The following is a 17,537-nucleotide window of genomic DNA, read 5'->3' as shown; positions in this document are numbered from 1 at the left end:
AAACCAGTTTGGAACCGGTTCCATAAACGATTTTCAAAAAGGACGCCGCAGCGCCCCTGTTGAGAACGAATGGTGCGTCAGACCGCCATCGACGCGCCATAGTGGAATTCCCTAGCCGAGCAGACCCGGCTCGTCGCACAACTCCAGAAAGCGCGCCGCGACGCGCGACGGCGTCGCGGCATGCGGCAGCAGGATGGAAAAGCGCCGCGTAAGCGGCTGGGGCGCGATGCGCACACGCTGCAGCGCGCTGTCCTCGTGACGAATCGACATCGCCGAGACGAAGCCGATGCCCATGCCCGCGCGCACCGCCTCCTTCACGCCCTCGACGCCCGCGATTTCCAGCGCGACGCGCATCGGCGCATCGCAGTCCGCGAATGCGCGCTCGATCACCTGCCGCACGCCGGAGCCCGGCTCGCGCAGCACGAGCGGATGCTCGCCCAGTTCGTCGAGCGTGACGGATTCGCGCCCGTCGGCGAGCGGATGGCCGTTCGGCAGAATCGCGACGATTTCGTCCTCGCGCCACGACGTAACGGTCGTGCCGAGCGGCAGATCGTGGCCGGGCGAGCCTTCGACCAGCGCGATATCGAGCGAGCCGAGCGCGGCGACGATATCGGCGGTATTGCCGTCAATGGTCGTCACGACGACGTCCGGATAGCGCTTGTGAAACGCCGCGATGAGATACGGCAGCAGATAGCTCGCGGGCGTCGTGCTCGCGCCGATGCGCAACGTCCCGCGCTCGAGCCCGCGCAACGCGTCCCGCAGCGCATGCGCCGCGCGGAAAGTCTCGCGCAGGCGCTCCGCGTGGCCGAGCAACTGTTCACCGGCGGCGGTCAGACGCACGCCGCGGCCATCGCGCTGATACAGCGGCTCGCCGAATTCCTCCTGCAGAAGCCGCAACTGGCCGGACACCGCGGGCTGCGACAGATGCAGCGCCACCGCCGCGCGGCTGATATTGCCGTGCTCAGCGACGGTCGCAAAAGTTATCAGTTGTTCCGGGGTCATCTTCCGTAAATATCAGCTCATCCGATACTTCTCATTTTAAATCACGATTTTTCATATTGATATATCGGGAATAGGATTAGCCCATCGAGTCATCCATCCAAAACAGGTTCATCCATGTCCACGGTTCAGTCCGCACACACTCTCGCGCCAGCCGCGTCGTCCACACGGGGGCAGCTCAACGGCATCCTGTTCGTCGCGTTGTTCGCGGCCGCCGTTACGCGCCTCGCCAGCATCCCCGCCGTCGCCGGTCTCGGGATCAGCCCGCTGATCGTCGGCATCGTCGCAGGTGGCATCTACGGTAACGCGTTGCGGCACGGCATGCCCGATAGCTGGGCGGCAGGCGTCAACTTCTCCGCGCGCAAGCTGCTGCGCATCGCGGTCGCGTTTTTCGGGCTGCGCGTGAGTCTCCAGGAAATCGCGCAAGTCGGCGTATCGGGCTTCACGGTGTCGGTGCTGGTCGTCGTCAGCACGCTCGTGATCGGCACGTGGGCCGGCATGAAGCTGATGAAGCTCGATCGCGACACCGCGCTCCTCACGGCAGCCGGCAGCGCGATCTGCGGCGCGGCGGCGGTGCTCGCGTTCGAATCGACCCTTCAATCGAAGCCGCACAAGAGCGCGATGGCCGTCGGCAGCGTCGTGCTGTTCGGCACGCTTTCGATGTTCCTCTACCCGCTCGCGCTCAACGCCGGCTGGCTGCATCTTGATACGCTCGGCGCGGGCCTGTTCTTCGGCGGCACGATCCACGAAGTGGCGCAGGTGGTCGGCGCGGCGAGCAACGTGAGCCCGGAAGCGACGCACATCGCGACCATCGTCAAGATGACGCGCGTGATGCTGCTGGTGCCCGTGCTGCTCGTGATCGGCTTCTGGATCAGCCGCTCGCGTGCCGCATCGGCGGACGGTTCGGCGCAAGGCAAGGGCAAGATCGCGGTGCCCTGGTTCGCACTCGGCTTTCTCGCGCTCGTCGTCGTGAACTCGCTGCACGTTCTGCCCGATGTCGCGACGAGCACGATCAACACGCTCGACACCTTCGCACTCACGATGGCCATGACCGCGCTCGGCATGGAGACGCGCATCGCGCAGATCCGCCAGGCCGGCCCGCGTGCCCTCGCCACCGGCGCGATCCTGTATGCGTGGCTCGTCGGCGGCGGTCTCGCGATCACCCTCGGCGTCGAAAAGCTGTTCGGCTGATCGAAGCACTGAAGTACCCATCGCGCGAGTGTCCCCCTCGCGCGAAACGCTTTTGGAGGAGCACTCATGGAACACGGCGCTCGTACCCAGAACGAAAAGCTCGAAGTCAAGACCACGACGTGCTACATGTGCGCATGCCGCTGCGGCATCCGCGTGCATCTGCGCGACGGCGAAGTCCGGTACATCGACGGCAATCCGAACCATCCGCTCAATCAAGGCGTGATTTGCGCGAAAGGCGCGTCGGGCATCATGAAGCAGTACTCGCCCGCGCGCCTCACGCAGCCGCTGATGCGAAAACCCGGCGCACTGCGCGGCGAAGCGCAGTTCGAGCCTGTTTCATGGGAGGTCGCGCTCGACACGCTCGAAAAACGTCTCTCCCATCTGCGCGCCACCGATCCGAAGAAGTTCGCGCTCTTCACGGGCCGCGATCAGATGCAGGCGTTGACCGGCCTCTTCGCGAAGAACTTCGGCACGCCCAACTACGCGGCGCACGGCGGCTTCTGCTCGGCCAACATGGCAGCCGGGATGATCTACACGATCGGCGGCTCGTTCTGGGAATTCGGCGGCCCCGATCTCGATAGCGCGAAGCTCTTCTTCATGATCGGCACGGCGGAAGATCATCATTCGAATCCGCTCAAGATCGCCCTTTCGAAGTTCAAGCGCGCGGGCGGGCGCTTCATCGCGATCAATCCGATCCGCACGGGGTACGCTGCCATCGCCGACGAATGGGTGCCGATCCGCCCCGGCACCGACGGCGCGCTCTTCATGGCGCTGATCCACGAACTGATCGCCGCCGATGCGTGGGATCACGAGTTCGTCACGCGTTACACGAACGCCGCCGAACTGCTCGACATGAACGAAGCGAGCGATACCTTCGGGCTTTTCGTGAAGGACGGCGAGACGCCCGAGTCGAATGCGCTCTTCCCGCAAAATCACCTCTGGTGGGATACGAAGACGAATCGAGCGGTCGCGCATCATGCGGATGACGCCGAACCCGCGCTCGATGGCCGCTACACGCTCGACGACGGCACGCCCGTCACGCCTTCCTTTGCGCTGCTGCGCGAGCAGGTTGCATCGTGCACGCCCGAGTGGGCCGCCGACATCACCGGCATTCCCGCCGCGACGATCAAACGTCTCGCCGCCGAAATGATCCAGGTGGGCCGCGATCACAAGATCACGCTGCCGATCGAATGGACCGACTGCTGGGGCAAAAAGCACGCTACGGTGACGGGCAATCCCATCGCCTTTCACGCGATGCGCGGGCTCGCCGCACACTCGAACGGCTTCCAGTCGATCCGCGCGCTCGCGGTGCTGATGTCGCTGCTCGGCACGATCGACCGGCCGGGCGGCTTCCGTCACAAATCGCCGTTTCCGCGCGCGGTGCCGCCGTCCGCCAAACCGCCGAATCATCCCGATCAGGTCAAGCCGAACACGCCGCTCGCGAGCGGCCCGCTCGGCTGGCCGGCCGCACCCGAAGACCTGTTCATTCACGACGACGGCACGCCCGTGCGCATCGACAAAGCGTTCTCGTGGGACTATCCGCTCGCGGTGCACGGCGTGATGCACAGCGTCATCACGAACGCCTGGCGCGGCGATCCTTACCCCATCGACACGTTGATGATCTTCATGGCCAACATGGCATGGAACTCGTCGATGAACACGATGGAAGTGCGCAAGATGCTCGCCGACAGAAACGACAACGGTGAGTACAAGATTCCGTTCATCGTCGTATGCGATGCGTTCCAGTCGGAGATGACCGCGTTCGCCGATCTCATCCTGCCCGACACGACTTACCTGGAACGTCACGATGCGATGTCGATGCTCGATCGTCCGATCTCCGAGTTCGACGGTCCCGTCGATTCGGTGCGCGTGCCGGTCGTGCCGCGCACGGGCGAATGCAGGCCGTTTCAGGAAGTGCTGGTCGAACTCGGCAGCCGCCTGAAGCTGCCGGCCTTCACGACGCCCGAAGGCACGCGCAAGTATCGCGACTATCCGGATTTCATCATCAATCATCAGACGGCGCCGGGCTCGGGCGTGGGCTTTCTGATCGGCTGGCGCGGCAAGGATGGCAAGGACGCGCTCGTCGGCGAGCCGAATCCGAACCAGTGGGAAGAGTACGCGAAGCACGATTGCGTCTATCACTACACCTTGCCCGAATCGCTGCAATACATGCGCAACTGCAACGGGCCTTATCTGCAGTTCGCCGTCGACAAGGGCTTTCGCAAGTTCAGCGAGCCGATCCTGATCCAGCTCTATTCCGACGTGATGCAGAAGTTCCGCCTCGCCGCGCAGGGGCGCACGAAAGGCCGCCAGCCACCCGAGCATCTGCGCGCGCGCATCGAACAGTATTTCGATCCGCTGCCGTTCTGGTACGCGCCGCTCGAACTCGATACGACCGATCTCAAGGCGTACCCGCTCGCGGCCGTCACGCAGCGCCCGATGGCGATGTATCACTCGTGGGACTCGCAGAACGCGTGGCTGCGGCAGATTCACGGCGAGAACCTGCTGTACATGAATCCGCGCATGGCGAAGGCGAACGGCATCGAGGATGGCGGCTGGATCTACGTCGAATCGCAATGGGGCAAGGTGCGCTGCATGGCGCGTTACAGCGAGGCGGTCGAGCCGGGCACGGTGTGGACTTGGAACGCGATCGGCAAGGCGTCGGGCGCGTGGAGTCTCGGCCCCGATGCCAACGAATCGCAACGCGGCTTCCTGCTCAATCACCTCATCACCGATGAGCTTCCGGCGTCCGGAAACGAAGGCACGCGCTTCTCCAACTCCGACCCGATCACCGGTCAGGCGGCGTGGTACGACGTGCGCGTGCGCGTCTATCCAGCCGAAGCCGATGCGAGCCACACGCTGCCGCAATTCGCACCGATGCGTCCATCGCCCGGTATGCCGGGTCCGATCCAGCGCGTCGTGCAGACGTACTTCGCCGGGCGCGGCGAGTTTGCGGCGCGTTTGCGCAATGTCATCAAGCGAAACCCAGGCAACTGAAGGAGACCATCATGACTCAAATGGCCCTCGTGATCGACCTGAACGTCTGCGTCGGATGCCACGCGTGCGTGACGAGCTGCAAGGAATGGAACACGTCCGGCGAAGCGGGCAGCCTCGCGGATCAGCGCCCTTACGACGCCGATCCGTCCGGCACCTTCTTCAACCGCGTGCAGACGTATGAAGCCGGTGAGTTTCCGCTTGCCGACACGATCCACTTTCCGAAGTCCTGCCTGCACTGCGAGGACCCGCCGTGCGTGCCCGTCTGTCCGACCGGCGCGAGCTACAAGCGCAAGGAAGACGGACTCGTGCTCGTGGACTTCGACAAGTGCATCGGCTGCAAGTACTGCGCGTGGGCGTGTCCATACGGCGCGCGCGAGCTCGACGAAGAACGCAAGGAGATGACGAAGTGCACGCTGTGCGCCGATCGCATCTACAACGAGGCGCTGCCCGAACGCGATCGCAAGCCCGCATGTGTGCTCGCCTGTCCGACTTCGGCGCGGCTCTTCGGCGATATCCACGATCCGGAGTCGGTGGTGTCGAAAGCGATCGCGGAACGCGGCGGCTATCAGCTGATGCCCGAATGGGAGACGAAGCCCGCGAATCATTATTTGCCGCGGCGTCCGGTGAACTCGTGCAGTAGCGGCGGTTCGTGCGGCTGTCACTCCACCGATGAAGCCGCGCCCGAAACACACGGCGACCTGAATCTCGCGGCGATGGCCGCGCGCGTCTGACTTTTCATCGGAGCTCAACCATGAAACCCGCGTTTTCCGTCGTGTTTCTCACGACATTGAGCGGCGCCGCGCAAGGCTTGCTGATCGCGCTCGTCGGCGTCGAACTGTTCGCGAAGCTCGGCTTGACCGGCGCGCCTGCGCAGATGTTCTTCATCGTCGGCGCGGCGTTGTCGGTCGTGCTCGGCGGCCTCGGGCTGCTCGCATCGTTCTTTCATCTCGGGCATCCGGAGCGCGCCTGGCGTGCAATCGCGATGTGGCGCACGTCGTGGCTCTCGCGCGAATGCCTGTGCCTGCCTGCGTTTCTCGCGTGCGATGCGCTGTACGGCATCGCGCATTGGCTCGGCACGCCCTGGTCGCTCGTCATCGGCGTGATCGGCGTGATTGCGTCGGCGGCGCTCTTCGTCTGCACCGCGATGATCTACGCGTGCCTGCGCTTCCTGCAGGAATGGGCGACGCCGCTCACGATGGTCAACTTCGTGCTGCTCGGCTGCGCCTCCGGCTTCACGCTCGCGACCGCATGCGCCGCGTGGCTCGCGCCGTCGTCGGCCGCGGGTCTCGCGGCTTGCGCTTGCACGTTGACGCTCGCAGGTTGCGCGACGCGCGTTGCCTCGCTCAGGCGCAATGCCCGCTTGCGGCCCAAATCGACCGTGCAAAGCGCGACGGGCATCAAAGGACCGAACGTCGTTCAGAAATCGCGCGGCTTCACGGCGGGCGCGTTCAATCTGCGCGAGTTCTTTCACGGACGTTCTGCCGAAGCGATCAAGCGCATCAAGTGGACGTTTCTCGTCGGCGCGTTTGGTGTGCCTTTCGTGCTGATGCTGGCGGGGATCGGCGCGCAGTCCGTGGCGCTATTCGGTCTCGCCTTCGTCACGCAGTATCTGGGGCTCGTCGCCGAGCGATGGTTCTTCTTTGCCGAAGCGCGGCATCCGCAGAACATTTACTACGCGCGCGCTTCGTGATAGATAGTGATTTTTCTTGCGAGTCCTAAATACATATGCCGCATTGAGCGGCATATGTATTGCCCGACTAACGAATCAGCCCTGGCATGTCAAAGTGCAGCGCCACGTCACCAGTTGAATCCAAAGTCTCCTCCGTAGCCGAAGTCGTTGTTGAACGCCCCCCAATCCCAGTCGTCCTCGCCGCTTCCATAGTCGTCGCTGAGAGAGAAGTTGTAAGCATTTCCTCCCGATGACATGACCATCCCGTTGCCGCCGTAGTCGGCCCAACCGGTCTCGTAGCCCGTCGGTCCGTAGGCAATGGCGTCATAGCCGCCGCCTGCTCCATACGTGAACTGAGTGAAGCCTGTGAGTTGACCGCTGCTGTTGAAAGCGTCGTACTCAATCTCCTGACCGTTGCCGTTGAAAATAATGGCGTCTTGCGAGTTATCGCTGTTGAACAGGTGGGCAATCATGCTGCCATCGTTGCCGTACTTGTCGTACTCCGTCTCTCGCCCTGTTGTGTGGTCGAAGAAATAGTCGTCCGTTTTCTGGCCGGCCGAGCTGAACTTCGCGAACTCGATTTCGTTCCCGAATGCGTTGTAGACGGTCGCTGTCTGTGAATTGTCCGCACCGAAGGTTCTGACGATGGTCTGCGTATTCGAGTATTCGTTCAACTGAGTCTCGCGGCCGGTTGCGTCAAAGTAAGCGTCGCTCGTGATCTGGCCGTTCTTGCCGTAAGTTGCATACTCGGACACATGCCCGGACGGATCGAAGACCGCTGAGTTTTGCGTTCCATCCGGATTGAAGACATGTGCGACGCCACCGCCCGAACTGTTGTAGTCGGTTTCCTGCAACTCGCGCCCGGTGCTTCCGTCGAAGATGATGTCCTGAGTCAGTTTCCCGCCGGTATCGAACGACGCCTGCTCCGTCTGATGACCAGCGCTGTTGTAGACGATCGCGTTTTGGGTGCCATTGATGTTCAGGATATGGTCGACCTGGCTGCCATCGGCGTTGATGTCGTTTTCTTGCGTTTCACGGCCCGTGTTTGCGTCGAAGTAGACGTCCTGCGTCATCTTTCCATTTGTGCCGTACGTGGCGTATTCGGTCTCGTGGCCAGACGCGTTATAGACGGTCGCGTTCTGCGTGCCATTGGCGTTGAAGATGTGATCGATCTGACTGCCGTCGGCGTTGATGTCGTTCTCTTGCATCTCACGGCCCGAGTTCGAATCGAAGAAGACGTCTTGCGTCATCTTGCCATTCGTACCGAAAGATGCGTATTCGGTTTCGTGGCCAACCGTGTTATAGGCGATCGCATTCTGGGTGCCGTTCGTATTGAAAATATAGTCGACCTGGCTGCCGTCGGCGTTGATGTCGTTTTCTTGCGTTTCTCGGCCCGTGCTTGCGTCGAAGTAGACGTCCTGCGTCATCTTGCCATTCGTGCCGTACGTGGCGTATTCGGTCTCGTGGCCAGCCGCGTTATAGACGGTCGCGTTCTGCGTGCCGTTGGCGTTGAAGATGTGATCGATCTGACTGCCGTCGGGGTTAAGGTCGTTTTCCTGCAGCTCTCGGCCCGTATTCGAGTCGAAGACGACGTCTTGCGTCATCTTGCCGTTGACGCCGTATGTCGCGTACTCGGTCTCGTGGCCCGACGCACTATAGACGATGGCGTTCTGCGTGCCATTGGCGTTGAAGACGTGATCGATCTGACTGCCGTCGGCGTTGACGTCGTTTTCCTGGATTTCGCAACCCGTGCCGGCGTCGAAGAAAATGTCTTGCGTCATCTTGCCGTCCGCACCATACGCTGCGTGTTCGGTCTCCTGGCCGGCGGCGTTATAGACGTTTGCGTTATGTGAGCCATCTGCATCTAGCAGATAGTCGGTCTGGCTGCCGTCCGCGTTGAAGTGATTTTCCTGTGTTTCGCGACCGGTTGTGGAGTCAAAGAATACGTCCAGAGTCTTCTTGCCGTCGACGCCAAAGACGCCGTACTCGGTTTCGTGGCCAGAAGCGTTGTAGACGGTCGCATTCTGCGAACCGTCTGCATTCAACGTGTAGTCAACCTGACTGCCGTCGGCGTTGAGGTGATTTTCTTGTGTCTCGCGGCCGTTTGTGGGGTCGAAGAAGGCGTCGAGGGTTTTCTTGCCGTCGGTGCCGAAGGTGGCGTATTCGGTTTCCTTCCCTGAGCCGTTATAGACGGTTGCTGCTTGGGAGCCGTCGACGTTGATTTGGAAGGCAACTTCAGACCCGTCGGCGTGAAATTGATCTTCGTTCGTCAAGCGCCCTTGAGCATCGTAGATGTCTGCGTTGTAGCTGCCGTCTGCTTGATGGAAGTACGTGGTCTGGGAAATTACGTTTCCGAACTGATCTCTCGTCGTGGAAGAACCGATCGTGCCGCTATTGAAGTATTGCGAATTGGTTGAACCGTTCGCGTAACTCTCAGTCATCGAATTGAAGTTTCCATCGCCGGTGGGGTCGGAAAAGCTGATGCTGGTGGGTGGTGTCGGCGCTTGCGCACTGGCTCCTCGTGACGAACCGTAGACATCGTAGTACGGTTTATCAATTGCGCTACCCTTTAATGTAGCGAAGATGCCCATTGCGTCTTCGATCATCCAGTTCCGATCGACGCCAGGTTTCATTTCGTCTGCAACATCTTGCAAGTGTTGTGCATCCAGCAGGCGCTGAAGGCCGTCACTGCTCCCATCAGGGTTATTTGCTCCGGCCAGATAAATTTGCGTCCCGTTCGGATCGCTCTTCATGATCTCCTGCTGGACGACATAATTGTTGTAGACTGCCTCGCCTTCTCGGTGGAGACCGATCATTGCGTCAATACTGTATGCATTCGGATCGGAGGTTGGCAATTCATTTTCGCCCTGAAACGCGACATCCGCACCGAAATTAATGAAATGTCCGATCTCGTGCGCAAGCGTTCCTACTAATACCGAATCGGACCACGTCTGGTAGTTATTAGCAAAGACGATTCCGCTGTTGTTAAAGAAAATCCCTCCGCCCGAACTTGTCGCCATAGGATCGGCAGTGTTGTTTATAACGGCTGCCTGATAGGCGAGAAGTTCGTTCACCAAGGTTGGACTTTCGTTTATCAAAGTCAACGCATTAGCGGACAGTTTGATACCACCCCAAAAGCTTTCGCTTCCGGTTATCGTTTGCGTAGCCATAATTTCTTACTCAATTTAATCTATTTTGAAACAATGAAAAACTTGTGGCGCACTTTGTGTCCACAGGCTCGAAGATCACATTTAACTCATAGTTTTCTTCGTTCTTAATAGAATATCGAAATATTTTGGCTGGAGCATCAGGGTTGGGAAAGGGTCTTGCAAATCCGAACGCCTTGAACATAGACGTTTCATCGATACAGCCTTTCGACCCTAAGTGATATATCGATAATCCCCCTCGATACCTGTGTCCCCCACTCGCCCTGGAGACTCCATAACGGTAATCTTTCGGCATCACAGAGAACCTGGCCGTTATGCTTTCATCCGTGAAAAACTCCATCCGGTCACCCCGATAGTTATGTGTCTCCGGATCCGAAAGCGTTTCCAACGGCCCAACCTTGATATTGATGCCGAGTCTTTGAGCCACATACTTATAGTCATCGAGCTGACCATGATCCACGATGTCACGGATTGCCGCCGCCAGGTCCGGATTGTCGGCGCTCGCCATTCCGGTAGACCCACATCCGGATAAAGCAGCGACTAAACTCAAGCAATACAACCAACTACGCGTCTTGATTAACGGCACAAAAATCCACCTCCCTTTTTGAATTTGATCGCGAGCAAGCTCAACTCAATCCCGCATCGACCTCTGAATCCCATCCCTGACAGGCTCCAGCAAATAATCAAACGCACTCCGCGTGCGCGTCCTGATGAAAACCTCCGCCCGTAAGCCGGGCCCCAGCACCACCGGTTCCTTCGCCAACCGATTCGCCCGTGCCAGCGCCTGCGCCGAAATCTCCACGCGGGCTACGTAGAACTGCTGATGATTGTCACGATCCGCAAGCGAATCGGCCGAAAGATAGGCGACCTTCCCCTCGAGAACCGGCGACGTTCGTGGGTTGTACGCGGTCAGTCGCACATCGGCCTCGCTGCCGATAGCGATCTCGCGAACGTAATCGGGCTTGATCTTCGCCTCCACGATCAGCGGCGTTCCAGACGGCACGAGGTCGAGGATGGGATCACGTGGGCCGATCGCTTCCCCGATCGTATGCACTCTCAGTCCGACCACTTCCCCGGCCACCGGCGCGACAATGCGCGTTCGTGCATCCATGTCCCGTGCGGGACGCAACTGCTCTTCGATCTGTCCAGTCTTTTCCTTGCATTCTTTGAGCTGAGTATCGGCCGATCGAACATAGTCGTTACGCAATGAGGCGATCTTGAGCGTGAGATCCGTTTGTCGCTGCCGCGATCGAATCAGCTCCGCTGTATCGGATTGCTGGCGTGACTGATAGTCGGCAGCAGCACGACGAAGCTCCATCATTTTGGTTTCCGTAACATAGCCTTCAGTTCGCAACTGCTCGTTGACATGCAACTCCTGCTTCGCGATGCCGAGGCTCTGCTCACTGGTGCCCACGAGTGCGCGTTCCGCTTCCGTTTCCTGACGTGTCTGAGCGAGTTGTTGTTGCAACAGCACGAGTTGATCGTCAAAAGCGCGACGTTCCGAATCGAACAGCGTGCGCTCGCGCTGCAACTGCGCAGCGAGCGCAGGATCGCTCTGCCGTGCGAGCAGGCGCTGCGGAAATGCGATCGAACTTTGCATGTCTCGCTCCGCAGTCAGACGCGCCGCCTTCGCTTCTTCATCGTCCAGTTGCGCTTGCAGGGCGGTCATTTCGGCGTTGGAGCGCACGTCATCGAGCATGACGAGCGCCTGGCCAGCCTTGACGCGGTCGCCGTCCTTCACGAAGATCGCCCGGACGATGCCGCCTTCCTGATGCTGAATGGTCTTGCGCTCACCTTCGTCGCGGACCATACCTTCGGCCACGACAGCCCCGGACAGCGGCGCAACCGCTGCCCAGACACCCATCGCGCACGTGCCCACGAAAACCGAGAGGCCGCCGAATGCAATCACCCGGCGTGGCAGGGCGAGCCCTGGAGCCGGGACAGCAGAACACACCCCGTTGCGCCGGGCGAGGCGACACACCGCCCGACACACGCTCATCACAATACGAGTTCTCATGACGCGGGCGTCTCCTGCCGGGACTCGTGCGAAGGTGCAGCGGCCGGCTTCATGCGTGATTGCATCCATCCTTGCACGTGTTCGCGTGTGCCAAAGCAATCGATCTCGCCCGCGCGCATCACCATCACGCGATCAGCAAGCGCAAGCACGGTTTGACGATGCGTCACCACCACGACCGTCACGCCGTCGCGCTTCAGAGCCTGCAACGCCATATTGAGCCGACGTTCGCCTTCGACATCGAGGTTCGAATTCGGCTCGTCGAGAAGCACGAGGCGCGGGTCGCCGAAGAGCGCCCGTGCGAAAGCGATCATCTGCCGCTGCCCGCCCGACAAGGCCAGTCCGGAATCACCGATGTGCGTCTGATACCCGTCCGGCAAGGCGAGAATCATGTCGTGCACGCCCGCTCGTTTCGCCGCGAGAATGATGGCCGCCGAATCATGCCGTGACGCGTCGGGATCACGAGCGATATTGGCCGCTACGCTTCCTCCAAACAACTCGACGTCCTGAGGCACGTAGCCAAGGAATCGACCCAGCGACTCTCGCGGCCACTGGGCGATGTTCGCGCCATCGAGTCGAATCGCGCCGGCATGCGGCTTCCAGATGCCCGCAAGCAGGCGCAGCAGCGTCGACTTGCCGGAAGCGCTCGGACCTACAATCACCAGCGATTGCCCGGCCCCGAGCGTGAAGCGCACATTCCCGAGCAGCGCGCGCCCGCGCGGATCGCCGATCTCCCTGCTGCTGAAGCCGATGACATCGCTACTCAGATGACCGGCGGGACGTGGCAAAGCGACCGTCTGAGGCGCGGGTGGCTGACAACAGAGCGCGTTGAGCCGGCTCCACGCTTGCCGCACTTCGGTCAGCTGTTTCCAGCTTCCGATGATCTGATCGATCGGTGCGAGTGCTTTGCCGAGCAGCAACGTCGTCGCCATCATGACGCCGCCCGTCGCGAATTGATTGATGACGAGCCACGCGCCGGTTCCCATCATCGCCACCTGAATCGCCTGCCGTGCAATCTTGCCAATATTCCGATTGAGCGCCGACGTGTCCGCTACCGATGTCTGAGCGTCGACATCGATGCGTCGCCGCTCGGACCAGGCGTCGATCATCGCAGTGTTCATTCCGAGGACCGTCACGATTTCGGCGTTCCTGTTGATCTGCGCGTAGAGCTGCTCGGTTTCCCGCTGACGCGCCGTGTTGCTTCGAATGCTCGCCCCGGTCAACCGGTCGTTGACGAGCGCAAGCCCGATCAGCAGCACCGCGCTCGATATGGCAATCAATCCCAATGACCAGTGGAACAGAAACATGATGAAGAGATAGAACACGAGCCAGGGCAGATCCATCAGGGCGATGACCCCGGCGCCCGACAGAAACGAACGAAGCGCCGCGATATCGGAGGGGTTGGCCAACGCATGTGTGGACGCACGACGTGCCTGCATCTCGACCCGCGCGGCCAGCGCGAGACGATCGAGCCGATCGCCGATCTCGCGCGCGAGATGGCTCAGAATGCGCGCACGCACGACATCGACACACAGCATCATGCCCAATGCAATGCACATGAAAACGATCAGCATCACGAGTGTTTCGATGCTCCGGCTAGGCAGCACCCGATCGTAGACCTGCAGCATATAAAGCGTAGGCGCGAGCACAAGCAGATTGCTGGCGACACCGAACGACGCGGCGACGATGAGATGTCGTCTGATCGCGTGCAAAATGGATCCGTTCATTTCTGTTGCGCTTCCGAATGTTTCACCGAAGCATTCGCGAGGTCTTCGAGTGTCGTCTCGTCCAGTCGAGCAACGCTTGCCCGCAAGCGCAGAAACTGCATCACGGCGTCATAACGGGCTTTCGCAAGATCACGCCGCGTCGTGAAAAGCTTTTCCGCCGCGCCGAGCACATCGGCGTTGATGCGCACGCCCGCCTTGAATCCCTTCTGATTCGATTTGAGCGATGTTTCCGCCGACAGTTGGGCCGTGCGCAACGCGGCGATCTGCGCGACGCTTTCTTGCAGCGCGAGGAACGACTCACGCGCGTCGAGAGCGGCCGAGCGTCGAGCGTCCTCGAGATCGCCCCGTGCCTTGTCCTGCAATGCCAGCGCCTCGGCTTTTTTGCTGGACGTCTGTAAGCCGTCGAAGAGGGGAATGTTTATCTGAATGCCGATTTCGCCCGAGCTTGCCCGGTTGGCGCCCGTGTAGAAGCTGGTCTGGCCGTTGATGAAAGCGGCATTTCCGTGGTTGATGTTGCCGACGATCGATACGCTCGGGAGGTAGCCCGCATTGACCTTGCTCACCTCGCGCTTTGTGATTTCGAGCGCGATCTCCTGCTGCCTCACGTCGAAAGACTCGCGTTGCGCGGTATCCGCCCAATGATCGGCGCCATCCGCGCCGATTACGGGCGCGCTCAGGTCTGGAGCGAAGGCATCGACGTCGGTGACCGGATGCGCCACGATCTTCTCGATGGCCGCATAGCGCTTCAGTACCTCCGCACTGGCATGCACGAGATCGGATTGCGCCGCGTCCGCACCGGCCTGCGCTTCGTTCAGGTCCACGATCGTGGCAGTGCCGAGGTTGAATCCGCGCTGACTGATGGCCAGTTGTTCGTCGAGCGTACGGACATGCTCGCGCGCAAGGACACGCTGATCCTGGGCGGCGAGCGCGTCGAAATAGGCCTGCGTGGTGCGCAGAAGCAGATCCTGCCGTGCCGCCGCAAGTCCCAAGCCGGCGGATATCGCACTGAGCTTGCCTTCCTGATAGGACTGCCAGTCATCCCACTTGAAAACAGCTTGATTGAGCGACAGGCTCGTGCCAAGCGTCGAATACGATTCGGGGGATTTGCCCGGAACAAAGATGCCGTTGCGGAAGACGGACTGACTCAGCCCCAAATGAGGCAATAGCGCCGCTCTTGCTTCCGGCTCTTTTTGTATGGCCGCGCGAAACTGCGCGTCGGCGCTTGCGAATTTGGCGTCATGCTGTGCAGCTTCCTGCAAAAGCTCAGGCAGGCTTTCGGCCGGACAAGGTGCTGCAACAAGGATCGTCTGGAGTCCTGATAGGACAATAAGGCGCTTGATGCAAAGCGCCCGCCGCCGCTTCCCGCAAAGCGGCGCAACTGCTGTTTTTCTCATTCTTGCTGGCCTCGATAGTGAACGGGGTCTCAAACGTTTCCCCATTCACCATCGCGACTATGCCGCACCACCGGCGTTGTGGCCCTAATCCAAATCCGAATTAAATAGTTAATGAATAAGCAAGCTTCGTTGCATTTTTGATGCGGCCTTTAAACCTATAGCGTGGATTTGAAAGCTTGGTTTGAATCGCGCCGCCCAGCTCCGATTACACCCGCGAGCCTCAGCGCCTGATCGAAATCGGCGATGAGATCGTCGATATCCTCGATGCCCGCGGACAAACGCAGCATGCCGTCCGAAATGCCCATCGACTTGCGCACGTCCGGGCCGGCTTCGTAGAAGATCGTCGGCGCGACGGGAATGATCAGCGTGCGTGTGTCGCCCAGACCCGTCGCCTTGATCGGCAATTGCAGCGCGTTGACGACGTCGATCATGCGGCCGGCATCGCGCAACTCGAATGACAGCAGCCACGACGCGCCCTTGAACAGCGCCTGCGCGATCTCGTATTGCGGATGACTCTTCAGCCCCGGATAGAACACCCGCCCGATAGCCTCGTGCTGCTCCAAAAACTGCGCGAGCGCGAGCGCATTCTCGCTGCACTTCGCAACGCGCAGCGCGAGCGTTTCCGCGCCCATCGCGATCGAATGCGCCTGCTCCGACGACAGCGACGCGCCCATGTCGCGCAGCCCCTTCTTGCGGATCTGCAGAAGCCCCTGCTCCTTCGACGGCGAGCGGCGGTAGTCATCGGCGATATTCGGGTACTGGCTCCAGTCGAAGAGACCCGTGTCCGTCACCGCGCCACCGAGCGCCGCGCCATGTCCGGCGATGGTCTTCGTCAGCGAATTGACGACGAGACTCGCACCGACCGCCTTCGGCCGGAACAGCGCGGGCGACGTGATCGTATTGTCGACGACATATGCGAGACCACGCTCGCGGCACAGTTCGCCGATGCCCGCGAGGTCGGGAATCTGCGTGCCCGGATTCGCGATGGTTTCGACGAACACCATGCGCGTATTCGGCTGGATCGCGCTCGCGACGTTCGCGGCCGATGTCGAATCGACCATCGTCACGTCGATGCCGAGCGTTCGCAGCGTGCCGAGCAGGCTGTTGGTGTTGCCGAACACGTAGCGGCTCGACACGACATGATCGCCCGCGCGCAACAGCGTGAGGAACACCGCCGTCAGCGCCGCCATGCCCGTGCTGAAGCAGATCGACCCGACGCCCTCTTCGAGGTTCGTGATCTTGCGTTCGAGCGCGGCCGTCGTCGGCGTGCCCTGGCGCGCGTAATTGAAACCGCCTTTTTTCGTGCCCTGAAAGACGCCGATCAGATCTTCCACGCGCTCGAATCCGTACTGGACCGATGTGTGGATCGCCTGATGCACGCCGCCATGTTCCACGCCCACGTTTCTGTCGCCGTGGACGATGCCTGTGGTGAAGCCTTGCTTGTCCATCCCTTCTCCGCTGCGTCGAAAACCCAAAACATCGATTTTGGCACGATCCGCGCCGATTCATGGCGTCGCCGCGAAACAGGAACGCGTGTTGCTCGCTCGCCATTTCGTACGCGCGTTTCGCAGCACGCCGGAAAACGCGCACACTCAACCGTCGCCGCGGATGCGGCACGCCTCGACGAGGAGCCTTTTCTCATGGCTTACGAACTCCATTACTGGGACGGATTGCAGGGCCGCGGCGAGTTTGTCCGGCTCGCGCTGGAAGATGCCGGAGCCGAATACATCGATGTCGCCCGCGAATCGAAAACGCGCGGCTACGGCACCGACGCGATGATGAAAGTCCTGAACAGCAAGACCGAGCCGCACATCCCTTTCGCCCCGCCGTTCCTGAAAGACGGCGAGCTGATCGTGCCGCACGTCGCGAACATCCTGCTGTATCTCGGACCGAAGCTGAAACTCGCGCCGAAGGACGAAGGCCTGCGCTACATCGCGCATGGCCTGCAACTGACGATCGCCGATTTCGTCATGGAAGTGCACGACACGCATCATCCGCTCGCGACCGATCTCTACTACGAGGATCAGAAGGACGCGGCCAAGATCCGCACACAGAATTTTCTCGACAAGCGCGTGCCGAAGTTCATGAGGTATTTCGAGCGCGTGCTGAAGCAGAACCCGCACGGCGACACGCAAATGATCGGCGACGCGGCGACTTACGTCGATCTTTCGATCTTCCAGATCGTCGACGGCCTGCACTACGCCTTTCCGCGCGCGATGAAGAAGTTCGGCGCACAGTATCCGCGCGTCGCGGCAATCCATGACGCGGTGCTGCAAAGGCCGAACATCGCGGCCTATGTCGATTCGGAACGGCGCATCCCGTTCAACGAGTCGGGCATTTTCAGGCACTATCCAGAACTCGATCAGGACGCTTGAACCG

The 17,537-nt window shown here is 60.7% G+C and carries 12 protein-coding genes; 5 read left to right on the top strand and 7 right to left on the bottom strand.

Translation table 11 applies throughout. The features are described 5' to 3' along the window. Positions 1-111: 111 nt before the first annotated feature. Positions 112-1,002: a LysR family transcriptional regulator gene (locus ACEN42_RS07505; RefSeq protein ID WP_035507833.1), complete on the bottom strand. Its 891-nt coding sequence runs from the start codon at positions 1,000-1,002 to the stop codon at positions 112-114. A 114-nt stretch (positions 1,003-1,116) separates the two neighbouring features. On the opposite strand from ACEN42_RS07505, the gene ACEN42_RS07500 reads away from it, so the two are divergent. From ACEN42_RS07500 to ACEN42_RS07485, 4 genes are all read left to right on the top strand, one after another. Further along, complete coding sequence (locus tag ACEN42_RS07500; protein WP_035507832.1) at positions 1,117-2,190, top strand: YeiH family protein; 1,074 nt, start codon at positions 1,117-1,119, stop codon at positions 2,188-2,190. Positions 2,191-2,256: 66 nt separating this feature from the next. After that, positions 2,257-5,187, top strand: coding sequence for a molybdopterin-dependent oxidoreductase (locus ACEN42_RS07495; RefSeq protein ID WP_371881040.1), 2,931 nt, complete (start codon positions 2,257-2,259; stop codon positions 5,185-5,187). A gap of 11 nt (positions 5,188-5,198) precedes the next feature. Continuing rightward, entirely contained in the window at positions 5,199-5,918 is a 720-nt protein-coding gene (locus ACEN42_RS07490; protein WP_371881039.1) for a 4Fe-4S dicluster domain-containing protein, read from the top strand. Between the two features lie 20 nt (positions 5,919-5,938). After that, entirely contained in the window at positions 5,939-6,877 is a 939-nt protein-coding gene (locus ACEN42_RS07485; protein ID WP_371881038.1) for a dimethyl sulfoxide reductase anchor subunit family protein, read from the top strand. Between the two features lie 107 nt (positions 6,878-6,984). Here the strand turns inward: ACEN42_RS07485 and ACEN42_RS07480 are convergent, their stop codons facing one another. The 6 genes from ACEN42_RS07480 to ACEN42_RS07455 all read right to left on the bottom strand — a co-directional run bounded on the left by ACEN42_RS07480 (position 6,985) and on the right by ACEN42_RS07455 (position 16,606). Continuing rightward, positions 6,985-9,933 carry a hypothetical protein gene (locus ACEN42_RS07480; protein ID WP_371881037.1) on the bottom strand — a complete coding sequence of 983 codons (2,949 nt, stop codon included), beginning with the start codon at positions 9,931-9,933 and terminating at the stop codon, positions 6,985-6,987. A 103-nt stretch (positions 9,934-10,036) separates the two neighbouring features. Then, the gene (locus ACEN42_RS07475; protein WP_371881036.1) at positions 10,037-10,531 is read right to left on the bottom strand and encodes a hypothetical protein; all 495 of its coding nucleotides are present in this window, start codon (positions 10,529-10,531) and stop codon (positions 10,037-10,039) included. Between the two features lie 123 nt (positions 10,532-10,654). Next, positions 10,655-12,040, bottom strand: a complete 1,386-nt coding sequence (locus ACEN42_RS07470; protein ID WP_371881035.1) for an HlyD family type I secretion periplasmic adaptor subunit — start codon at positions 12,038-12,040, stop codon at positions 10,655-10,657. After that, positions 12,037-13,764 carry a type I secretion system permease/ATPase gene (locus ACEN42_RS07465; RefSeq protein ID WP_371881034.1) on the bottom strand — a complete coding sequence of 576 codons (1,728 nt, stop codon included), beginning with the start codon at positions 13,762-13,764 and terminating at the stop codon, positions 12,037-12,039. Before ACEN42_RS07465 ends, ACEN42_RS07470 begins: the two co-directional genes overlap by 4 nt. Continuing rightward, positions 13,761-15,035, bottom strand: a complete 1,275-nt coding sequence (locus ACEN42_RS07460) for a TolC family protein (RefSeq protein WP_374191185.1) — start codon at positions 15,033-15,035, stop codon at positions 13,761-13,763. Before ACEN42_RS07460 ends, ACEN42_RS07465 begins: the two co-directional genes overlap by 4 nt. A gap of 278 nt (positions 15,036-15,313) precedes the next feature. Next, on the bottom strand, positions 15,314-16,606 hold the full coding sequence (locus ACEN42_RS07455; protein WP_371881032.1) for a cystathionine gamma-synthase family protein: 1,293 nt from the start codon (positions 16,604-16,606) through the stop codon (positions 15,314-15,316). A 192-nt stretch (positions 16,607-16,798) separates the two neighbouring features. On the opposite strand from ACEN42_RS07455, the gene ACEN42_RS07450 reads away from it, so the two are divergent. Next, a complete protein-coding gene (locus ACEN42_RS07450; protein ID WP_371881031.1) occupies positions 16,799-17,533 on the top strand; it encodes a glutathione S-transferase in 735 nt (244 codons plus the stop codon). Positions 17,534-17,537: the final 4 nt, after the last annotated feature.

It is taken from the genome of Caballeronia sp. S22 (assembly GCF_964261745.1).
GTDB classification, from domain to species: domain Bacteria; phylum Pseudomonadota; class Gammaproteobacteria; order Burkholderiales; family Burkholderiaceae; genus Caballeronia; species Caballeronia jiangsuensis.
The sequence above is the reverse complement of the archived record's forward strand: the minus strand, read 5'-3'. Positions and strand labels throughout refer to the sequence as shown.

Bases quoted from the DNA above. Each gene is read 5' to 3' on its own strand.
- ACEN42_RS07490 (WP_371881039.1), top strand. From the start codon at position 5,199: ATGACTCAAATGGCCCTCGTGATCGACCTGAACGTCTGCGTCGGATGC.
- ACEN42_RS07500 (WP_035507832.1), top strand. From the start codon at position 1,117: ATGTCCACGGTTCAGTCCGCACACACTCTCGCGCCAGCCGCGTCGTCC.
- ACEN42_RS07495 (WP_371881040.1), top strand. From the start codon at position 2,257: ATGGAACACGGCGCTCGTACCCAGAACGAAAAGCTCGAAGTCAAGACC.
- ACEN42_RS07475 (WP_371881036.1), bottom strand. From the start codon at position 10,531: ATGGCGAGCGCCGACAATCCGGACCTGGCGGCGGCAATCCGTGACATC.
- ACEN42_RS07455 (WP_371881032.1), bottom strand. From the start codon at position 16,606: ATGGACAAGCAAGGCTTCACCACAGGCATCGTCCACGGCGACAGAAAC.
- ACEN42_RS07505 (WP_035507833.1), bottom strand. From the start codon at position 1,002: ATGACCCCGGAACAACTGATAACTTTTGCGACCGTCGCTGAGCACGGC.
- ACEN42_RS07465 (WP_371881034.1), bottom strand. From the start codon at position 13,764: ATGAACGGATCCATTTTGCACGCGATCAGACGACATCTCATCGTCGCC.
- ACEN42_RS07450 (WP_371881031.1), top strand. From the start codon at position 16,799: ATGGCTTACGAACTCCATTACTGGGACGGATTGCAGGGCCGCGGCGAG.
- ACEN42_RS07470 (WP_371881035.1), bottom strand. From the start codon at position 12,040: ATGAGAACTCGTATTGTGATGAGCGTGTGTCGGGCGGTGTGTCGCCTC.
- ACEN42_RS07485 (WP_371881038.1), top strand. From the start codon at position 5,939: ATGAAACCCGCGTTTTCCGTCGTGTTTCTCACGACATTGAGCGGCGCC.